Genomic DNA, 18,313 nt, shown 5'->3' with positions numbered 1-18,313 from the left:
TTGTCCGGGCGCACCACCTCATCACCGAAAGAGGCACTCTTCGTGCGTAAGAACATCAAGATCACCGCGGCTGCCGCCGCCACCGCCGCCCTCGCCCTGGGCCTCAGCGCCTGCGGTACGGACTCCGACCCGGCGTCCAAGGGCGACACCGGCGCCAAGGCCGACACCTCCAAGGCGCTCGTCGTCGCCGCGTCCCCGACCCCGCACGCCGACATCCTCGGCTTCGTCCAGAAGAACCTGGCGGCCAAGGAAGGTCTCAAGCTGGAGGTCAAGGAGTTCACGGACTACGTCCTGCCGAACACCGCCACCGAGACCGGCCAGGTCGACGCCAACTTCTTCCAGCACCAGCCCTACCTGGACGACTTCAACAAGAAGAACAACACCCACCTCGTCTCCGTCGGCACGGTGCACCTGGAGCCCCTGGGCCTGTACTCCAAGAAGGTCAAGGACCTGGGTGACCTCAAGTCGGGCCGGACCATCGCCGTACCGAACGACACCACCAACGAGGGCCGCGCCCTCCAGCTGCTCGCCCAGAACGGTCTGATCACCCTCAAGGACGGCGTCGGCACCGACGCCAAGCTGAGCGACATCACCGACAAGAAGGGCCTGGAGTTCAAGGAGCTGGAGGCCGCCACCGTGCCCCGCGCCCTGAACGACGTCGACGCCGCCGTCATCAACGGCAACTACGCCATCGAGGCGAAGCTCAAGCCCTCCAAGGACTCCCTGGCGCTGGAGAAGGCCGACGGCAACCCGTACGCCAACATCATCGCCGTGAAGAAGGGCAACGAGAAGGACGCCCGCGTCCAGAAGCTCATCAAGCTCCTCAACTCCGACGAGGTCAAGAAGTTCATCGAGGACACCTACCAGGGCTCGGTCATCCCGGCCTTCGGTACCCCCGCCAAGTCCTGACCTCCACCGGGTACTTGCGAACGGAGCCCCGCGCCCTCCCTCGGGGAGGGCGCGGGGCTCCGCCGTGCGGACCCGCCCATGCACAACGTCGGCCCGATGCTGCATGCTGTGCTTTTACCCGGTCTTCGGCATGGAGCTGCGCATGACTTCCACCTTTCCGTCCATCTCCATCAGCACGGACAGGTTGGTGATGCGCCCCTTCGAGATGGCCGACATCCCCGCGTACATCGAGATGATGAACGACGAACTCGTCACCGCCTGGACCGATGGGCCGCACCCGTACACCCAGGTCGACGCCGAACGCTGGGTCCGCAGGATCGCTCCCGCCGAGCGCACCGCGGGCAACGGCATCGTCCTCGCCGTCACCGAATTCCTCACCCAGCGCCTGGTCGGCTCCGTCCAGCTCCTGAACACCGACTGGCGCACCCTGGCCACCGAGGTCCGCTACATCACCGCCCCCTGGGCGCGCGGCGAGGGCTACGCCACCGAAGCCGTGCTGGCGCTCGCCGAATGGCTCTTCCGCGACCAGCGGTTCGAACGCATCGAGCTGCGCACCCCCGCCGACAACACCGCCTCCCAGCAGGTCGCCCAGAAGCTGGGCTGCATCAGCGAGGGAGTCCTGCGCAACGCCCGGATAGCGCGCACCCGGACCGAGAACGGCACGGACGGCGGCTGGACCGACATCCGGACCGACCTGATCGTCTGGGGCCTGCTCCCCGAGGACCTCGAAGGCGTCGCCGAGGAACTGGCCGACGCCGGTGGCTACGGCACCTACAACGACTGGAACTGACACCGCGCAGCCCCTCGCCGGGCCCCGGCACCGACCGGGTACTCTCACCCTGCCCGCCACCCGTGGGCAACCCCCGCCTGCTACACCCCCAGGAGACAGACGACGATGGCCGACCGGGTCACGGTGATCGGCTGGGACGGCTCGCCACTGACCAGAGCGGCGACGGCGGCGCTCTCGGCCGCCACGCTCGTCGCGGGCGCGGCCCACCACCTCGCACTGCCCGAAGTCCCCGAACGCGCCGAACGCATCCGCCTCGGCAGCGTCGACCTGGCCGCCCGCCGGATCGCCGGACATCGCGGCAGCCCCGTGGTCCTCGCCGACGGCGACCCCGGCTTCTTCGGCGTCGTACGCACCCTGCGCGCCCCCGAGCACGGCCTGGAAGTCGAAGTCGTGCCCGCCGTCTCGTCCGTGGCGACCGCGTTCGCCCGCGCCGGCATGCCCTGGGACGACGCACAGGTCGTCGTCGCCCACCCCCGCACGCTGCGCCGCGCCGTCAACGTCTGCCGCGCCCACCACAAGGTCGCCGTCCTCACCTCACCCGGCGCGGGCCCCGCCGAACTGGCACTCCTCCTCGAAGGCGTGCACCGCACCTTCGTGATCTGCGAGGAGCTCGGCACCGCACGCGAGCAGGTCACGGTCCTGACCTCGGACAAGGCGGCCGACCACGCCTGGCGCGACCCGAACGTCGTCATCGTCATCGGCGGCGGCCCCGAGACCAGCGCCACCGGTGCCTGGATCGCCGGCCGTCAGCCCGCCTACCCCCGCGGCGCCCGAGGCTGGGCGCTGCCCGCGGAGGCGTACCGGGACGGCGCGCCGGACCCCGGTGAGGAGAGCGGCGAGGGCGAGTCCCCGGGCCTGCGCGCCGCCCAGCTGGCCCGCCTGGGCCCGCGCACCGGCGACCTGCTCTGGGACATCGGTTCCGGCAGCGGAGCCCTGGCGGTGGAAGCGGCCCGCTTCGGCGCGGCGGTACTGGCCGTCGACAGCGACCGGGCGGCCTGCGACCGTACGGCGGCTGCCGCCCGCGCCTTCGGCGTACCCCTCCAGATCGTCCAGGGGCAGGCCCCGCACATCCTGGAACGGCTGCCCGAACCGGACGTCGTACGGATCGGGGGCGGCGGCGTCCCCGTCGTCACCGCCGTCGCCGACCGGCGCCCGGAACGCATCGTGACCCACGCGTCGACCCGCGACGAGGCGGAGGCGCTCGGAGCCGCGCTCGCGGGGAACGGATACACCGTCGAATGCTCCCTGCTCCAGTCCGTCGAACTCGACACCACCGCGTGGACCGAACGCGAACGGTCCGTGGTCTTCCTGCTCTCCGCACGGCGTTCGGACCTCGCCCCCTGACCTGTGCGGCGTGCCGCGCGGGGTAGGCTGGCCGATCGTTGTACCGCGCCCGGCCGTTCGTCGCTTCGTTCGTCAATGTCCGGAAAAGGGGACCGTTTTGGTCCGCACTGTGGTACGGCACATCCCGGGGGACGCGCGAAGTGGCGCAGTCCACAGAGAGCCGTGGCAGAACTTCCTGTCGCGGCGGCGTACGGCCGCGAGAATATGAAGAGGTCCGCGGGCGTTTCGTGCCGCGCGGCGAGCCCGCTCGTTCTTGTTGACGAGCACCGGCGTGCCGTGGTTCGGGCATCCCGGGCGAAGGGCCGAAGGAGCACTGACGATGGGCGAGGGGTACGCATGACTGACACCGGCCAGGTCCCGGGCGAGGGACTGCCGGAGAACGCAGGCATGGTGGAGCAGCCGGGCATCCCCGCCCCGGACGCGTACACCTTCCTCGATCCCTCCGAGCACACACCCGAGGACGACGACCTTCTGCTGATGCCGACCTCCCAGGGCGCCTGGAGCGACCCGCAGGCAGCCCCGGCCGTTCCGGGCCAGACCTCGGGAGCCGGCGTGTCCTACGCACCGGCACCGGGCCACGCACCCGCCCCGAACGCCGAGCAGGCCCCCGCCCAGGACCAGAACCAGGCACAGGTCAGGACCGCGCCGCAGTCCGCGGTGCCCGCGCAGGGCCAGGCCGCCTACGCCACCCAGGCAGCCGGCACCGTCCAGGGCACCCACGAGTCCGGTGGCCGCGACGCCGGTTCCGTCGACCTCGACGGCGTACGGATTCCGGGCCCCGCGCCCGCGCAGGCTCCCGCCCAGGTCCCGGTGGCCGCGCACGCCGCGGCTCCCGCCCGCCGCCCGCTGCACCGCGGCCCCGCGTCGGACGGGGCCCCGTCGTACGGCGGTACGCCCACCGGCGGTGTGGTCCGCTCGCTCGCCGACCGGGGGCCCGCCGGTGCGCCGCAGCCCTCGGCCCCGACGGCCGCACGGCACGCGGGACCGCCCGCGGCGGGCCCCGAGTACTTCGAGGCCCCGGCCGAGGAGGCTCCGGTGCTGCCCGGCCCGCAGCTGGGCGAGCTTCCGCCGCAGAGCGGGGCTCCGTGGGGTGCCCAGGCGCCGCAGCAGACGGCGGAGACACCCGCACCCGAGCAGGCCGTCCAGGCCGTCCAGCCGGAGGCCGCGGCCCAGCAGGACCAGGTGATCCCGCCCGAGCAGGCCGCTCCGGCAGAAACGGTCGTCCCCGAGCCGACGGAAGCGGAGGCTCCGGCGATCCCGGCGGAGGCACCTGCCGAGGCGCCGGCGGAGGTTGCCGTCGAAGTGCCGGCCGAGGTCCCCGCCGAGGCGGCCACGGCCCCCTCGGCGGACATCCCTGTCGAGGCAGCTGTCGAGGCATCTGTCGAGACCCCGGCGGAGGCTCCCGTCGAGGTCACGTCCGAGGTCGCCCCCACGGTGGAGGAGCCGGCGGAACCCCTCGTACCCGTGGAGGGCTCGGCGGCGACTCCGGACCCGGCTCCCGCTCCGGCCACCGCCCCGGCACCGGTCGCCGAGGCCGAGCTGCCGGAAGCCGTCGTCGAGCCGGAAGCCGCGCCCGAGCCCGAACCGGCCGTCGAGGCGCCCGCCGTCGCCCCCGTGGTGATCGAGCCCGCAGCGGCGCCGATCACGCCGGAAGCCGAGGAGCCCGGCCCCGTCGAGCCCGGCCCCGTCGAGCCCGGCCCCGTCGAGCCCGCCGTGGAGCCGGCGCCCATGGAGCCGGCGCCCGCCGAGGCCGGACCTGTGGTGACGCAGGAGGCGCCCGCGGTGGTGGCCGCTCCGGAGCGTGTGGTGGAGCCGGAGCCCGTGGTGGAGCCGGAGGCCGCCCAGGCCCCCCAGCAGGTCCCCGTACCCGAGGACTTCACGGGGCCCGAGATCATCGAGACCCCGGAGCTCGTGGAGCGGGAGCCGGTCGAGGTTCCCCCCGCGGCCGTGCGGCAGGCCCACGCCGTGGCCCCCGACGCCGTGGCCGCCGAGGAGCAGCCCGCGCAGGAGCAGCTCGTCGAGGAGCCGCCCGCGCAGGAGCAGCCCGTCACCCCGCCCGCTCCCGGGTACGACGACGCCGAACGCGAAGCGGTCCTGCGGGTCATGCGGGAGCGCCGCGACATCCGCAACGGTTTCCGCAGCGACCCGATCCCGCACGAGGTCCTGCTCCGTGTCCTCGAAGCCGCGCACACGGCACCGAGCGTGGGCCACTCGCAGCCCTGGGACTTCGTCGTCATCCGCTCCGCGGAGACCCGCCGGTCCATGCACGAACTGGCCCAGCGTCAGCGTGATGCCTACGCCAGCTCGCTCCCCAAGGGCCGGGCCAAGCAGTTCAAGGAACTGAAGATCGAGGCCATCCTCGACACCCCGGTGAACATCGTCGTCACCGCCGACCCCACCCGCGGCGGCCGGCACACCCTCGGCCGGCACACCCAGCCGCAGATGGCCCCGTACTCCTCCGCCCTCGCCGTGGAGAACCTGTGGCTCGCCGCACGCGCCGAGGGCCTCGGCGTCGGCTGGGTCAGCTTCTTCGACGAGCGCGAGATGGTCCGCGCGCTCGGACTGCCCGAGCACCTCGAAGTCGTCGCGTACCTCTGTGTCGGATACGTCGACGAGTTCCCCGAGGAGCCCGAGCTGATGCAGGCGGGATGGTCCAAGCGCCGCCCGCTGTCCTGGGTCGTGCACGAGGAGACGTACGGGCGGCGTGCCCTGCCCGGCGAGGAGCCGCACGACCTGCTCCAGGAGACCATCTCCAACATCCGCCCGCTGGACGCCAAGGCGCTCGGCGAGGCATGGGAACGCCAGAAGCGGATGACCAAGCCGGCCGGTGCGCTCGGCATGCTGGAGATCATCTCCGCCCAGCTGTCCGGGCTCTCCCGGATGTGCCCGCCGCCGATCCCCGAGCCCGCGGCCGTCGCGATCTTCGCCGGGGACCACGGGGTGCACGCCCAGGGTGTGACCGCCTGGCCGCAGGAGGTCACGGCCCAGATGGTGGCCAACTTCCTCGGCGGCGGAGCCGTCTGCAACGCCTTCGCGGCCCAGGTCGGCGCCGAGGTCTGTGTCGTCGATGTCGGTGTGGCCTCCGAGCTGCCCGCGACGCCGGGTCTCCTGCCGCGGAAGGTGCGCCCCGGCACGGCGGACTTCACCACCGGTCCCGCACTCAGCCGCGAAGAGGTCCTCGCGGCCATCGAGGTCGGCATCGAGACCGCCCGCGACCTGGTGGCCGCGGGCAACAAGGCGCTGCTGACCGGCGAGATGGGCATCGCCAACACCACCGCGTCGGCCGCCCTGATCTGCGTATACACCGGTATCGACGCGGCAGAGGTGACCGGCCGGGGCACCGGGATCAACGACGAGATGCACGCCCGCAAGGTCGATGTCGTCCGCCGGGGGCTCGACCTGCACCGGCCCGACCCGGCCGACCCGATCGGCGTGCTCGCCGCGGTCGGCGGCCTGGAGCACGCCGCGATGGCGGGCTTCCTGCTCGGCGGCGCGTCGCTGCGTACGCCGGTCATCCTCGACGGCGTGAGCGCGGGCGCGGCGGCCCTGGTCGCACGGGCCATCGCCCCCGAGGCCCTCGCCGCCTGCATCGCCGGCCACCGCAGCGCCGAGCCCGGCCACGTCGCCGCTCTCAACAAGCTGGGCCTGCGCCCGCTGGTCGACCTGGACCTGCGCCTCGGCGAGGGCACGGGCGCCCTGCTCGCGCTCCCGATCGTGCAGAGCGCGGCCCGCGCGATGCACGAGGTGGCGACGTTCGACGCCGCGGGCGTCACGGAGAAGTAACCTCGCCGGCGACCGACCGGCCGCCCCCGCTCCTCAAGCCCACCCGGCGCTTGCGGAGCGGGGCCGGGCCGGGCCCCGCAGGCGAACCCCGGCCCGGTCGGCCGACCCCGGCCCCCGTCGGCCGACCCAGCCCCTCCGGCGTTCGAGGACATCCTTTCCCCGAGCCCAGGCCTCACCGTCCCCAACTCCAGCCCGTCCGGCGTTTGAGGACACCGGGGCGCGGGGCCCGGGGCAGCCCGCCCCACTTCCAGCCCGTCCGGCGTTCGAGGACAGCTGGGTGCCGGGGGCCGGCGAACCCCACCCCCCACCCCCAGCCCCTCCGGCGTTTGAGGAGCGGGGTCCGGGGCGGTGCCCCGGTTTCGGGAAGGGGCGGGTAGGGGACAAGCCCGCCGCAGGCGACCGACCCCGTAACCGCCCCGCGTATCGTGGTCCCACGCGACACGCCCCCACGCCCTCGCCCCCCGCCCCAGCCGCTCCACCCCCACAGCGGCCCCCTACGCACCACCCCGCACGAGGAGCCCGCACCACCATGGCCGAGCACGCCGATCACCCCGCTTACCCCGTCGGACTGCGCCTGAACGGGCGCCGCGTCGTCGTCGTCGGCGGCGGCCAGGTCGCGCAGCGCCGCCTGCCCGCACTCATCGCGGCCGGTGCCGACATCACCCTGGTCTCCCCGTCCGCCACCCCGTCCGTCGAGGCGATGGCCGACGCCGGCGAGATCCGCTGGGAGCGCCGCCGGTACCGCGACGGCGATCTCGGCGACACCTGGTACGCCCTCGTCGCGTGCTCCGACCCGGTCGCCGCCGACGCCGCCTCCGCCGAGGCGGAGCGCTCCCGTACCTGGTGCGTCCGCAGCGACGACGCAGAGGCCGCCACCGCCTGGACCCCGGCCACCGGCCGCAGCGAGAACGTCACGGTCGCCGTCCTCACCACCACCTCGCAGGGCCGCGACCCCCGCCACTCCGCCGCCGTCCGCGACGCCATCGTGGAGGGCCTGCGCGACGGCACCCTCGCCGCCCCGCACCACCGCACCCGCGCCCCCGGCGTCTCGCTGGTCGGCGGCGGTCCCGGCGACCCCGACCTGATCACCGTGCGAGGCCGTCGTCTGCTCGCCGAGGCCGACGTGGTCATCGCCGACCGGCTGGGCCCCCGTGATCTGCTCGACGAACTCCCGCCGCATGTCGAGGTGATCGACGCCGCGAAGATTCCGTACGGCCGCTACATGGCCCAGGAGGCGATCAACCGGGCGCTGATCGAGCACGCCAAGGCGGGCAAGGCCGTCGTCCGGCTCAAGGGCGGCGACCCGTTCGTCTTCGGCCGGGGCATGGAAGAGGCCCAGGCACTGGCGGCCGAGGGCATCTCCTGCACGGTCGTCCCCGGGATCTCCAGCTCCATCTCCGTTCCGGGCGCGGCCGGTATCCCGGTCACCCACCGCGGCGTCGCCCATGAGTTCACCGTCGTCAGTGGTCATGTCGCCCCGGAGGACCCGCGCTCGCTGGTCGACTGGGCGGCGCTCGCCCGACTGCGCGGCACCCTGGTCCTGCTGATGGCCGTCGACAAGATCGGCGCCATCGCGGCCGCGCTGATCGCCCACGGCAAGGACCCCGGGACCCCGGTCGCCCTGGTCCAGGAGGGCACCACGGCCGCCCAGCGCCGGGTCGACGCGACCTTGGCGACCGTCGGCGAACGAGCCGTCACCGAAGAGGTGCGCCCGCCCGCCGTGATCGTCATCGGCGAAGTCGTCGCGGTCGGACCGGACTCCGTGGCACCCCCCGCCGGGTAACCCGCGGTAACCGATCTTCATCCAAGGCGTTGGCACCACACACCGGACAAGGCAGTATCACCCTGTGGCTGATCTCATCACCGTCGACGATCCCGACGACCCGCGCCTGCGCGACTACACGGGCCTGACCGATGTCGAACTCCGGCGCCGCCGTGAGCCGGCCGAGGGCCTCTTCATCGCCGAGGGCGAGAAGGTGATCAGACGGGCCAGGCACGCCGGGTACGAGATGCGGTCGATGCTGCTCTCCGCCAAGTGGGTCGATGTGATGCGCGACGTCATCGACGAGGTCCCGGCGCCCGTGTACGCGGTCAATCCGGAGCTCGCCGAACGCGTCACGGGCTACCACGTGCACCGGGGGGCCCTCGCCTCCATGCAGCGCAAGCCGTTGCCCACCGCCGACGAACTGCTGGCCACGGCCCGCCGCGTGGTCGTCATGGAGTCGGTCAACGACCACACCAACATCGGTGCGATCTTCCGCAGCGCCGCCGCCCTCGGCATGGACGCCGTGCTGCTCTCACCGGACTGCGCCGACCCGCTCTACCGGCGTTCGGTCAAGGTCTCGATGGGTGCGGTCTTCTCCGTTCCCTACGCCCGGCTCGACGCCTGGCCCAAGACGCTGGAGTCGGTACGGGAGGCGGGCTTCAAGCTCCTCGCCCTCACCCCCGACGAGAAGGCGTCCAGCATCGACGAGGCGGCACCGCACCGGCTGGAGCGGGTGGCGCTGATGCTCGGAGCCGAGGGCGACGGGCTGTCCACACAGGCACTGATGGCCGCCGACGAATGGGTCCGTATCCCCATGGCGCACGGCGTCGACTCGCTGAACGTGGGAGCGGCGGCGGCGGTCGCCTTCTACGCGGTGGCGACGGGCCGGCCCCGGGGCTGACCACGCTCCGGCGGTCGCCCGCCCCGGAACCTACCGTTCCGGAGGGTCACCCGCCGGAGTTCACTGCTCCGGAGGGGCACCCGCCGGAACCTACCGTTGCAGAGGGACACCCGCCTGCGCGTGCCGCGCGTCGGCGTTGTGCGTGTGCGGCTGCGAGGCGCCCAGCCCGCGCGCCGGACCCTGGCACCCCTGTGCGGCGGCGATGCCCAGCGCCACGAGCAGGGTCACGACGACGAAGACGACGAGCCGCTGCCGCAGCAGTCGCGGATTCGCCGGCCGCCGCCCCGCCGAGGTGGTCCGGGCCCCGCCTCTGGTGCCCGGCCGGCCGTTCTTCGTGCCGTTCGTCGCGCCGGGGCGCTTACCGGAACGCGTGGTGTTGCGCGGGGCCGGCTGGGAGCGCGAACCTCCGGTACGGGGCGCGGCCGGACGGGCCGGCGCGGTACGCCTGTTCTGCTGGGGGCGGGGCGCCGAGGGGCCGTCCGCGCGGCGGGTGTGCTGCTCGGTGTACGGACCGTCCAGGCGGCCGGTCGGCCGGTCCAGCTCCTGAGCGGAGCGCTGGGTGGGCGGCCGGCTCTCGTGCAGGCCCTGCGCCTCCCGGGCCGCGATCTCCTTGAGCCGCATGGAGAGCTGGAGCGTGCTCGGCCGCTCCTCCGGGTCCTTCGCCAGACAGGCCCGTACCAGTGGGGCGAGCGCGTCGTGCACGTCGTGCAGCTGCGGCTCCTCATGCACCACGCGGTACAGCATCACCTCGGAACTGCCGTGCCCGAAGGGCGAATCGGCCATCGCCGCGTAGGCGAGGGTGGCACCGAGCGAGAACACGTCCGTCGCGGGCGTCACCGCCGCGCCCCGGACCTGCTCGGGCGCGAGGAAACCGGGTGACCCCACCGCCGTACCGACATGGGTCAGCGTGCTCGCCCCGGTCGCCCAGGCGATACCGAAGTCGATGATCCGGGGGCCCTTGGGGGAGAGGAGGATGTTCGACGGCTTCAGATCACGGTGGACGACACCCGCCTCGTGCACCGCCACCAGCCCCTCGGAGAGCGCCGCCCCGATCGAGGCCACCTCGGCGGCGGCCAACGGGCCCTCCTCGGCGACCTTGTCGTGCAGGGAGGGACCGGGGACGTACTGCGTCGCGAACCAGGGGCGGTCCGCCTCCAGATCGGCGGCGACCAGACGCGCCGTGCAGCCTCCGCGGATCCGCCGGGCCGCCGACACCTCGCGTGCGAAGCGCGAACGGAACTCCTGATCCTCCGCCAGGTCGGGCCGGATCACCTTGAGGGCCACCCGCTGACCACGCCGGTCGGAACCCAGATAGACGACGCCCATGCCGCCCGCCCCGAGTCGCCGGTGCAGCCTGAACGAGCCGACGAGACGCGGGTCCTCGCGCCGGAGCCGCATCATCGCCATCGTCTGCCCATCCCCGCTGCCTGGTCCGCCTGACGAGGCACAGCTTACGTACCCGGCGCCCGGCGCGCTCAGAGGCCGCGCCCTCCCCGGAGATTCGATTGTCAGTGCCGGGTGGGAAAGGTGAAGAGTGGTCAGGAGGCCGTGGATCCGGGCCTCCCGCCCCGTGCGAGATCTCAAGGGACCGTCGCAGAAGGGGGATTGGATCGATGCGGGAGGATCGAAGGGAGAGGACCGTGGACGCGGGAGACACGACCGGTGCCTACGGGGCGGGGGCCTCCGGAGTGGGCCGCAGGGGGGAGACAGCCCTCCGCCGGGGGGTGGTGGAAGTGAGTGAAGTCACCCGGAGCGGCTCCGTGGTGCGTACCGCACCCTTCAGGGCGACCGGGGGCTCGCCCGGTCGAACAAGCGGTTCTCAGGGAGGACGCCTGCGAACGTCCCCTCCGGGATGACCCCAAGCCCTGACGCCCGATCTCCACCCAGGGGAGTACGTCGACTACCGACAGCTCATCCTCCGGGAGGCCCGGCATTCGGTACGCGGGCATGACGACCCCTGCCCGACGCTTCCCTAATGTTGAGGTCAAGCGGCGGGTGAAGCACTCGTCCCCCGAGGTCAACGCCCGCCGCCCCACATCAGGTCAGGAGAGGAACCATGTCGGACACGGCAACGCGGACCATGATCCGCACGCAGGGACGCAAGGCATACGCCTCGTTCGGCGCCCGCCCGTCCGGCACGCGTCACCCCTTGGTGGCGACGGCCATGGTTCTTCCTCTGGCGGCCCTGCTCGTAGTCGTCTTCGGCGGCTGGGACGCAGTGGTCACACAGGCGTCGTCCGTGGGCGTGATGCTGGGGCGCTGAGCGGCGCCCCGGGTCCGGAAGAGCGGTCCGGACCGGGACATCCGGCCAACAACCCCGTGGGGACGGGGGTGCGGCGGACGGCAGCGTTTGTCCGGTCAGCTGGGGAGCTGACCGGACATCGCGCTGTCCGGACCACGGCGGCCCCCCTCGTGGACGGAGCGGCGCGTCACCGACGGGACGGTGCGCGCAGACGAACCCTGTACAGCGCTCCGCGCGCTCGGCGGGCGTACGCGAACGCCCGCGGCCTCCGCCCGCCCCGCCGCGTACGCTCGTCGCGGGACCGGCGGCAGGGCCGGAGCGATCATCGCCGGGGGAGCCGTTGAGTACCACCGCAGTCGTACGGGAGCTGGGCGCACTCGCGCACGACAGCTCCCATCCGCCCGCCGTACGGTGCGTCTGCGGGCCGCCCCAGGTGCTGGCGGACCGCCCGGACGGCACCGTCGTCCGCAGCGGCCGGATCGTGGCCAAGGCGCACGCCGCGGACACGGACCGCGAGGCGCTCGCCGCCCGCGTCGCCCTGGCGGCCGACCCCCGGCTGACCGGCGTCCTGCTTCCCCCGCTGCCCGCACCGGCCCGGCCCCGTTCCGGCCGCCCCGTCACCCTCTGGCCGCACGGTGAACCCGTCGACCCGGCGGACCCCGACGCCGCGCCCTGGGAAGAAGCCGCCACTCTGCTCGCCCGCCTCCACCGCACCGGACCCCCACTGCCGCTCCCGCCGATGCGTGGCCCTGCCAAGGCCGCCCTCGCCGTGGCCCGGATGCGGGCGGCCCGGCCCGGTGAGCCGGCCACCTCCGCCGTCCTCGCCGCCTGGCGCTCCCTGCCCGCCTGGGCACGTGGCGAGGAACCGCCCCCCGCGCACCGCGCCGGCTTCCTCTGCCACGGGGATCTGCACCTGGGCCAACTCGTCCGGCACCCGGCTCCGCACGGCCCCTGGCTGCTCATCGATGTCGACGACGCGGGTCTGGGCGACCCGTCCTGGGACCTCGCCCGGCCCGCCGCCTGGTACGCCGCCGGGCTGCTGCCCCCCGAAGTCTGGCTGCGCTTCCTGGCCGCCTACCGGGGCGCGGGCGGTCCGGCCGTACCCGCCGGCGGGGACCCCTGGCCCGAACTGGATGTCCCGGCACGCGCCCTCACGGTGCAGACCGCGGCGCTCGCCTTCGCCAAGTCCGCCGCGGAGGGCCGAACTCCGGATGAGGTGGAGCAGATGATGATCGATGCCTGTGCCCGAATTGCGTCCCTCCCGCCCGAGTTGGCGGCCGAAGGCTCGTCGTAGGGTGAACCGACCGCCGTCGGGCAGGCATTCCGGCGACGGCACACCGAAGGCGAGGAGCCGAGCCGATGATGCAGTGCCCCAAGTGTCACGCGCAGATGCACACGTACAACCGCAATGGCGTCCAGATCGAGCAGTGCAGCGGCTGTCGCGGGATATTCCTCGACTACGGCGAGCTGGAGTCCCTGACCCGTCTGGAGTCGCAGTGGACGCAGCAGGCCCCGCCCGCGCCCCCCGCCCCGCAGGCCTACCCGGCGGCCGCGGCGCCCGCTCCCGCGTGGGGCGCCCCGCAGCACCACGGCGGTCACCACGGCCACCACCGTCAGAAGAGCTTCGGCCGGATGCTCTTCTCCTCCTGAATCCCTTGCCGTCCCGCGGGCCCCGGACGCGTCCTGTCCGGGGCCCGCGGGATCGTGCGCGGGGCGACGAGGGAACGGCAGAACCCCCGGTCGTCGAGACGACCGGGGGTTCTGGGCTGGTGCGCGATACTGGGATTGAACCAGTGACCTCTTCCGTGTCAGGGAAGCGCTCTCCCGCTGAGCTAATCGCGCAGGGTGACCCTGCGTGTACTGCGTGCGCGATACTGGGATTGAACCAGTGACCTCTTCCGTGTCAGGGAAGCGCTCTCCCGCTGAGCTAATCGCGCGGGGATCCTTGCGGACCGGTGGACGATACTGGGATTGAACCAGTGACCTCTTCCGTGTCAGGGAAGCGCTCTCCCGCTGAGCTAATCGTCCTTGGAGGTGGAGACGGGATTTGAACCCGTGTAGACGGCTTTGCAGGCCGTTGCCTCGCCTCTCGGCCACTCCACCAGGGATGGGGGTTCGGGAAGATCCCCCACCTTCTGCGAGCGGACGACCAGGTTCGAACTGGCGACCTCAACCTTGGCAAGGTTGCGCTCTACCAACTGAGCTACGTCCGCGTGTCTTTCCGGTGCGCTTGCGCGTCCCGGCGACGTGTTGAACTCTAGCGGATTCCTGGGCCAGTACAAAAACGCGTTTGCGCAGCGTGCTGCGGTGCCCCCGCCCCGGCGCAGGTCACCGCGCACCGTCCTAGACTCACCAGAGTGTTCGACCTTGCTCCGATAGCCCGCTTCGGCGGCCTCGTCGCCTCCGGTCTGCGGGATGTCACCAGTGACCCGGCAGCTCTCGACTCATCCGGTTTCTGGGCCGTATGTGCCGATTTCGAAGGCCGCCTCGTCTGCGCCCGCTTCTCCACCGTACGGACGGAGCCGGTGCCCGCTCCCGTGCCCGGTGCCTGGCGCGGCCCCGCCACGGGGGACTGGATCTCATCACTGGACCGGGACGCCTACACGGCGGGCGTACGGCGGATCCGTGAACACATCGCGGCGGGTGAGGTCTATCAGGCCAATCTCTGCCGGGTGATGTCCGCGCCGCTCCCCGATCCGGGCGGCGCCGACGTCGACGCCCTCACCGCGCTGCTGGCGCGCGGCAACCCGGCCCCGTACGCAGGAACGATCCGGCTGCCCGCGCACGGAGTGGAGATCGCCACCGCGTCGCCCGAACTGTTCCTCGCGCGGGACGGGCGGATGGTCGAGTCCGGGCCGATCAAGGGAACCGGGCGTACCGAGGACGATCTTCTGGACAAGGATCACGCCGAGAACGTGATGATCGTCGACCTGGTCCGCAACGACCTGGGGCGCGTCTGCGCGACCGGCAGCGTGAGCGTGCCCGACCTCTGCGCGGTGGAGAAGCATCCCGGGCTCGTCCACCTCGTCTCCACCGTCCGCGGACGGCTGGCCGACGGGGTGGGCTGGCCGGAGCTGCTGGCCGCGGTGTTCCCGCCCGGTTCCGTCACCGGGGCGCCCAAGTCCAGCGCGCTGCGGATCATCGAGGCGCTGGAGACCGCGCCGCGCGGACCGTACTGCGGTGGGATCGGCTGGGTCGACGCCGACCGGGCCACTGCCGGGCTGGCCGTCGGTATACGGACGTTCTGGATCGACCGGGACCCTCCCGTGCCGGTCCTCCGCTTCGGCACCGGGGCGGGCATCACCTGGGGCTCCGACCCGGAGCGCGAGTGGGACGAGACAGAACTGAAGGCGTCGAGGCTGCTCGCTGTGGCGTCGGGCGCCTTCGAGGAGACAGGAAGGACCGCGACATGAGGATTTGGGTCAACGGCGGACTGCGGGACGCCGACGACGCCAGGCTGTCCGTGCTCGACCACGGGCTCACCGTGGGCGACGGTGTCTTCGAGACGGTCAGGACCACCCATGGCCGCCCGTTCGCCCTGACCCGGCACCTGGACCGGCTGACCCGCTCGGCCCGTGGCCTCGGCCTGCCCGACCCCGACCTCGACGAGGTCCGCCGCGCCGCCTCCGCCGTCCTCGGCGCCGACCCGATGGCGCTCGGCCGGCTGCGGATCACCTACACCGGCGGGCTGTCTCCGCTCGGCTCCGAGCGCGGTGACGCCGGGCCCAGCCTGGTCGTCGCGCTGGGCGGGGCGGCGCGCCGTCCCGACACCACGGCCGTGATCACCGTCCCGTGGACGCGCAACGAACGCAGTGCGGTCGCCGGTCTCAAGACCACCTCGTACGCCGAGAACGTCGTCGCCCTGGCCCGGGCCCGTGAGCACGGTGCGTCGGAGGCGCTGTTCGCCAACACGGCCGGGCGGCTCTGCGAAGGCACCGGCTCCAATGTCTTCGTCGTCCTCGACGGGCAGATCCACACCCCGCCCGTCGCCTCCGGCTGCCTCGCCGGGATCACCCGCGCGCTGGCCGTGGAGTGGACGGGGGCTCAGGAGACGGACCTTCCGATGGACGTCCTGGAGCGCGCCGAGGAGGTCTTCCTGACCTCCACGCTCCGGGACATCCAGGCCGTCCACCGGGTCGACGCACGGGAGTGGGCCGGGAGCCCCGGGCCGGTGACGGCGAAGGCCATGCGCGTCTTCGGCGAAAGAGCGGGCAACGACCTCGACCCGTGACACGTGTCGCCGTCCGTGACAGGCGGCGCCGCCCGTAAACATGCGGCGCTGTCCGTAAAAGCGGGTGACGGATGGCCACCCAGCGGATAGAAAGCCCGTGATGACCACGACACTCCGGCCGACCGGGCCGATTCAGCAAGGCGCCGACGGCGCACGGGCGCGTATCTACGACGTGTGCGACAACGGACGGGCCGTCGGCGCTGTCGGGATCAGTACCGATGATTCGTTCGGCGCGACGGCGGGGGTTCTGCACTCGCTGCGGATCGACGAGGCGCACCGCAGGCGCGGTCGCGGCACCATCGCCGCGCTCGCCGCCGAGGAGGTGCTGCGGGGGTGGGGCTGCACCCAGGTGCGCGTCGAGGCCCCGGAGGGCAACGAAGGCGCCCAGCGGCTGGCCGCCGCGCTCGGCTACGTGGAGCGGAGCCGGAACATGATCAAGGAGCTCGGGCCGGACCCCGCCGAGCTGCCCGCCGGCCTCACGGGCCGCCCCATGAGTGCCGAGGAGTACGCCCGCTGGGACGTCTCCAGCATGAAGGCGTACGCACAGGACTGGATCGACCGGGGCGTACCGGAGGAGCAGGCCCGGCACAAGGCCGAGACCGACCAGGCCCGCAACCTCCCGGACGGCCGGGCCACCGACGGCATGCACTTCCACGTTCTGGTCCACGAGGACGAGGTCGTCGGCCATGTGTGGGTGGCGCGGCGGGAGACGCGGCCGGGGGAGACCGTCGGGTACGTCTACGACGTCGAGGTGCGCACCGGGCACCGGGGCAAGGGCTACGGCCGCGCCCTGATGCGTCTTGCCGAGGACATCACCCGCGAAGCCGGGTTCGACCGGCTCGGCCTGCACGTCTTCGCCGCCAACACCCCGGCGCTGCGGCTGTACGAGTCGCTGGGCTACACGACGACCCAGTACAACCTGGCCAAGGCGCTGTAGCGGCGCCGAAGGGCGGCCCGGTGGCGCGGCGCCCCCGGGGCCCCGCTCGCCCGGTGAGGCGGCGCCCCAGGGTCAGCCCCGCTCGGCGAGCAGCCGGTCGATGATCTCCTCGATCCGCTCGCGGAGCCCGTCCTGGCTCTTGCCGCCGTCCAGACGCTCGTCGCCGACCACATACGTCGGGGTGCCGGTGACGCCGATCGCCCTGCCCTCCGCCTGGTCGGCGTCGACGATCAGCAGATGCCGGCCGTCGATGAGCGCGGTGTCGAACTCCTCCGCGTCCAGGCCCAGTTCACGTGCCACGTCGAGAAGCAGCGGCTCGCCGGTGCGGGCGAGCTCGTCGGTCCTGGCCAGCACCGCTTCGATGTACGGCCAGTCCTTGCCCTGCGCGGCGGCCTCCTCGGCGGCCTGCGCCGCGGCGTACGCGTGCTTGTGCTTGTCCAGCGGGAAGTGCCGCAGCCGGACCTCGACGCGGTCGCCGTACCGGGCGCGCAGGGCGTGCACATCGCTGAGGGCCAGGTGGCAGTCGGGACATTCGAGATCGCACCAGATGTCGAGGACGACCGGGGCTGCGGGGGTGGAATCGCTCATGGGAACAGTCTTTCAGGCCGGGTGGAGGTCTTCCCATCGGGACCTGGGGAGGAGCGCGGCCCTGAAATGTCCCTGATGTGGCCGGGGGGCGTGGCCCGGACGCCGGTGATCGGTGCAGGATGGAGGGGACGTTTCCCCGCGCTCCTGGAGGCCCCGATGCTTGCCGAGACCATCTGTTCCGCGGCGTCGGTGGCCGGTCTCGGCATCGCCGCGGTCACCGCGTACCGCAAGCGGTTCCTCACGGCGACCAGGATCGCCGCCTACTCCCTCGTGCCGGTCGGGCTGGTCATGACCGGAATCGTCGAGTGGGTCTCCGGGATCGCGTTCAAGCCGAGCGTCTGGCTCGGTTTCGGTGTGCTCGGGGTGGCCTGGCTGCTGTTCATGACCACCCGCGCGATCGAGCGCCGCAGCGGCACCACCCGTAAGGAGCGCAAGGCGGCCCGCGCCGCCGCGCGGAACGAGGCGGTCGCCCCCGCGGCCTCGGCGCCCTCCCTCGGCTCCGGCGCCCCGGCCGCATCGGCCCGCCCCCAGGCCCAGCCGAAGAAGGGCCGGCAGCCGTCCGCGGCGCCCGGTGAGGACTTCAGCGACATCGAGGCGATCCTGAAGAAGCACGGCATCTGAGACCGTCCCGTGGGGCGCCTCTCCAGCATGAATCGATTTATGCCGGGTGTTCGGTTCGGGACTGGCGCCCGCGTGACCAGTGCCTTGACGTCGTACGAGGACGGAGTGAGCGTCCGCCGCGGATTGAAACAATTCATTCCCCGTCGTGCGTGGCGGTGTGCGTCCCTGTGCCGACGCGCATCGGCACAGGGCTCGCGGCGGT

Annotated in this window: 15 protein-coding genes, 5 tRNA genes and 1 pseudogene; 14 read left to right on the top strand and 7 right to left on the bottom strand. The window is 72.8% G+C overall.

Features of this window, described 5'->3' with window-relative positions:
* Positions 1 to 42 precede the first annotated feature (42 nt).
* From OG251_RS07035 to OG251_RS07010, 6 genes are all read left to right on the top strand, one after another.
* Positions 43 to 909, top strand: coding sequence for a MetQ/NlpA family ABC transporter substrate-binding protein (locus OG251_RS07035; RefSeq protein WP_326676340.1), 867 nt, complete (start codon positions 43 to 45; stop codon positions 907 to 909).
* A 103-nt stretch (positions 910 to 1,012) separates the two neighbouring features.
* The gene (locus OG251_RS07030; protein ID WP_326676339.1) at positions 1,013 to 1,699 is read left to right on the top strand and encodes a GNAT family N-acetyltransferase; all 687 of its coding nucleotides are present in this window, start codon (positions 1,013 to 1,015) and stop codon (positions 1,697 to 1,699) included.
* A 105-nt stretch (positions 1,700 to 1,804) separates the two neighbouring features.
* On the top strand, positions 1,805 to 3,043 hold the full coding sequence (gene cbiE / locus OG251_RS07025; RefSeq protein WP_326676338.1) for a precorrin-6y C5,15-methyltransferase (decarboxylating) subunit CbiE: 1,239 nt from the start codon (positions 1,805 to 1,807) through the stop codon (positions 3,041 to 3,043).
* A 336-nt stretch (positions 3,044 to 3,379) separates the two neighbouring features.
* Complete coding sequence (gene cobT, locus OG251_RS07020; protein WP_326676337.1) at positions 3,380 to 6,826, top strand: nicotinate-nucleotide--dimethylbenzimidazole phosphoribosyltransferase; 3,447 nt, start codon at positions 3,380 to 3,382, stop codon at positions 6,824 to 6,826.
* A 529-nt stretch (positions 6,827 to 7,355) separates the two neighbouring features.
* The gene (gene cobA / locus OG251_RS07015) at positions 7,356 to 8,609 is read left to right on the top strand and encodes a uroporphyrinogen-III C-methyltransferase (RefSeq protein WP_326676336.1); all 1,254 of its coding nucleotides are present in this window, start codon (positions 7,356 to 7,358) and stop codon (positions 8,607 to 8,609) included.
* A gap of 64 nt (positions 8,610 to 8,673) precedes the next feature.
* The gene (locus OG251_RS07010; RefSeq protein ID WP_073729373.1) at positions 8,674 to 9,492 is read left to right on the top strand and encodes a TrmH family RNA methyltransferase; all 819 of its coding nucleotides are present in this window, start codon (positions 8,674 to 8,676) and stop codon (positions 9,490 to 9,492) included.
* A 90-nt stretch (positions 9,493 to 9,582) separates the two neighbouring features.
* Here OG251_RS07010 and OG251_RS07005 read toward each other — a convergent pair whose 3' ends face one another.
* Entirely contained in the window at positions 9,583 to 10,899 is a 1,317-nt protein-coding gene (locus OG251_RS07005; RefSeq protein ID WP_326676335.1) for a serine/threonine-protein kinase, read from the bottom strand.
* 206 nt (positions 10,900 to 11,105) lie between these two features.
* Here OG251_RS07005 and OG251_RS07000 point away from each other — a divergent pair.
* The 4 genes and pseudogenes from OG251_RS07000 (at position 11,106) to OG251_RS06985 (ending at position 13,384) form a co-directional block, all read left to right on the top strand.
* Positions 11,106 to 11,361 (top strand): annotated as a pseudogene (locus OG251_RS07000) (hypothetical protein).
* Between the two features lie 187 nt (positions 11,362 to 11,548).
* The gene (locus OG251_RS06995) at positions 11,549 to 11,755 is read left to right on the top strand and encodes a hypothetical protein (protein ID WP_073729377.1); all 207 of its coding nucleotides are present in this window, start codon (positions 11,549 to 11,551) and stop codon (positions 11,753 to 11,755) included.
* A 319-nt stretch (positions 11,756 to 12,074) separates the two neighbouring features.
* Positions 12,075 to 13,028 carry a phosphotransferase enzyme family protein gene (locus tag OG251_RS06990; RefSeq protein ID WP_326676334.1) on the top strand — a complete coding sequence of 318 codons (954 nt, stop codon included), beginning with the start codon at positions 12,075 to 12,077 and terminating at the stop codon, positions 13,026 to 13,028.
* A gap of 65 nt (positions 13,029 to 13,093) precedes the next feature.
* Positions 13,094 to 13,384, top strand: a complete 291-nt coding sequence (locus OG251_RS06985; RefSeq protein WP_326676333.1) for a TFIIB-type zinc ribbon-containing protein — start codon at positions 13,094 to 13,096, stop codon at positions 13,382 to 13,384.
* Between the two features lie 117 nt (positions 13,385 to 13,501).
* Here OG251_RS06985 and OG251_RS06980 read toward each other — a convergent pair.
* From OG251_RS06980 to OG251_RS06960, 5 genes are all read right to left on the bottom strand, one after another.
* Positions 13,502 to 13,576 (bottom strand) — tRNA-Val (locus tag OG251_RS06980).
* 23 nt (positions 13,577 to 13,599) lie between these two features.
* A tRNA-Val gene (locus OG251_RS06975) sits at positions 13,600 to 13,671 on the bottom strand.
* 19 nt (positions 13,672 to 13,690) lie between these two features.
* A tRNA-Val gene (locus tag OG251_RS06970) sits at positions 13,691 to 13,762 on the bottom strand.
* 1 nt (position 13,763) lies between these two features.
* A tRNA-Cys gene (locus OG251_RS06965) sits at positions 13,764 to 13,837 on the bottom strand.
* 37 nt (positions 13,838 to 13,874) lie between these two features.
* Positions 13,875 to 13,947 (bottom strand) — tRNA-Gly (locus OG251_RS06960).
* A gap of 144 nt (positions 13,948 to 14,091) precedes the next feature.
* Here OG251_RS06960 and OG251_RS06955 point away from each other — a divergent pair.
* The 3 genes from OG251_RS06955 to OG251_RS06945 all read left to right on the top strand — a co-directional run bounded on the left by OG251_RS06955 (position 14,092) and on the right by OG251_RS06945 (position 16,902).
* Positions 14,092 to 15,147 (top strand): chorismate-binding protein, encoded by a 1,056-nt coding sequence (locus OG251_RS06955; protein ID WP_326676332.1) that lies wholly within the window; start codon positions 14,092 to 14,094, stop codon positions 15,145 to 15,147.
* On the top strand, positions 15,144 to 15,965 hold the full coding sequence (locus OG251_RS06950; protein WP_326676331.1) for an aminotransferase class IV: 822 nt from the start codon (positions 15,144 to 15,146) through the stop codon (positions 15,963 to 15,965). The genes OG251_RS06955 and OG251_RS06950 overlap by 4 nt, the downstream gene beginning before the upstream one ends.
* A 100-nt stretch (positions 15,966 to 16,065) precedes the next feature.
* On the top strand, positions 16,066 to 16,902 hold the full coding sequence (locus OG251_RS06945; RefSeq protein ID WP_326676330.1) for a GNAT family N-acetyltransferase: 837 nt from the start codon (positions 16,066 to 16,068) through the stop codon (positions 16,900 to 16,902).
* A gap of 72 nt (positions 16,903 to 16,974) precedes the next feature.
* On the opposite strand, the gene OG251_RS06940 is transcribed toward OG251_RS06945, so the two are convergent.
* On the bottom strand, positions 16,975 to 17,490 hold the full coding sequence (locus OG251_RS06940; protein WP_326676329.1) for a DsbA family protein: 516 nt from the start codon (positions 17,488 to 17,490) through the stop codon (positions 16,975 to 16,977).
* A 156-nt stretch (positions 17,491 to 17,646) separates the two neighbouring features.
* Here OG251_RS06940 and OG251_RS06935 point away from each other — a divergent pair, with 156 nt between their 5' ends.
* Entirely contained in the window at positions 17,647 to 18,111 is a 465-nt protein-coding gene (locus OG251_RS06935) for a hypothetical protein (protein WP_326676328.1), read from the top strand.
* The last annotated feature ends 202 nt before the right edge of the window (positions 18,112 to 18,313 follow it).

Source organism: Streptomyces sp. NBC_01237 (genome assembly GCF_035917275.1).
In the GTDB taxonomy this organism is placed as follows: Bacteria; Actinomycetota; Actinomycetes; order Streptomycetales; family Streptomycetaceae; genus Streptomyces.
The sequence above is the reverse complement of the archived record's forward strand: the minus strand, read 5'-3'. Positions and strand labels throughout refer to the sequence as shown.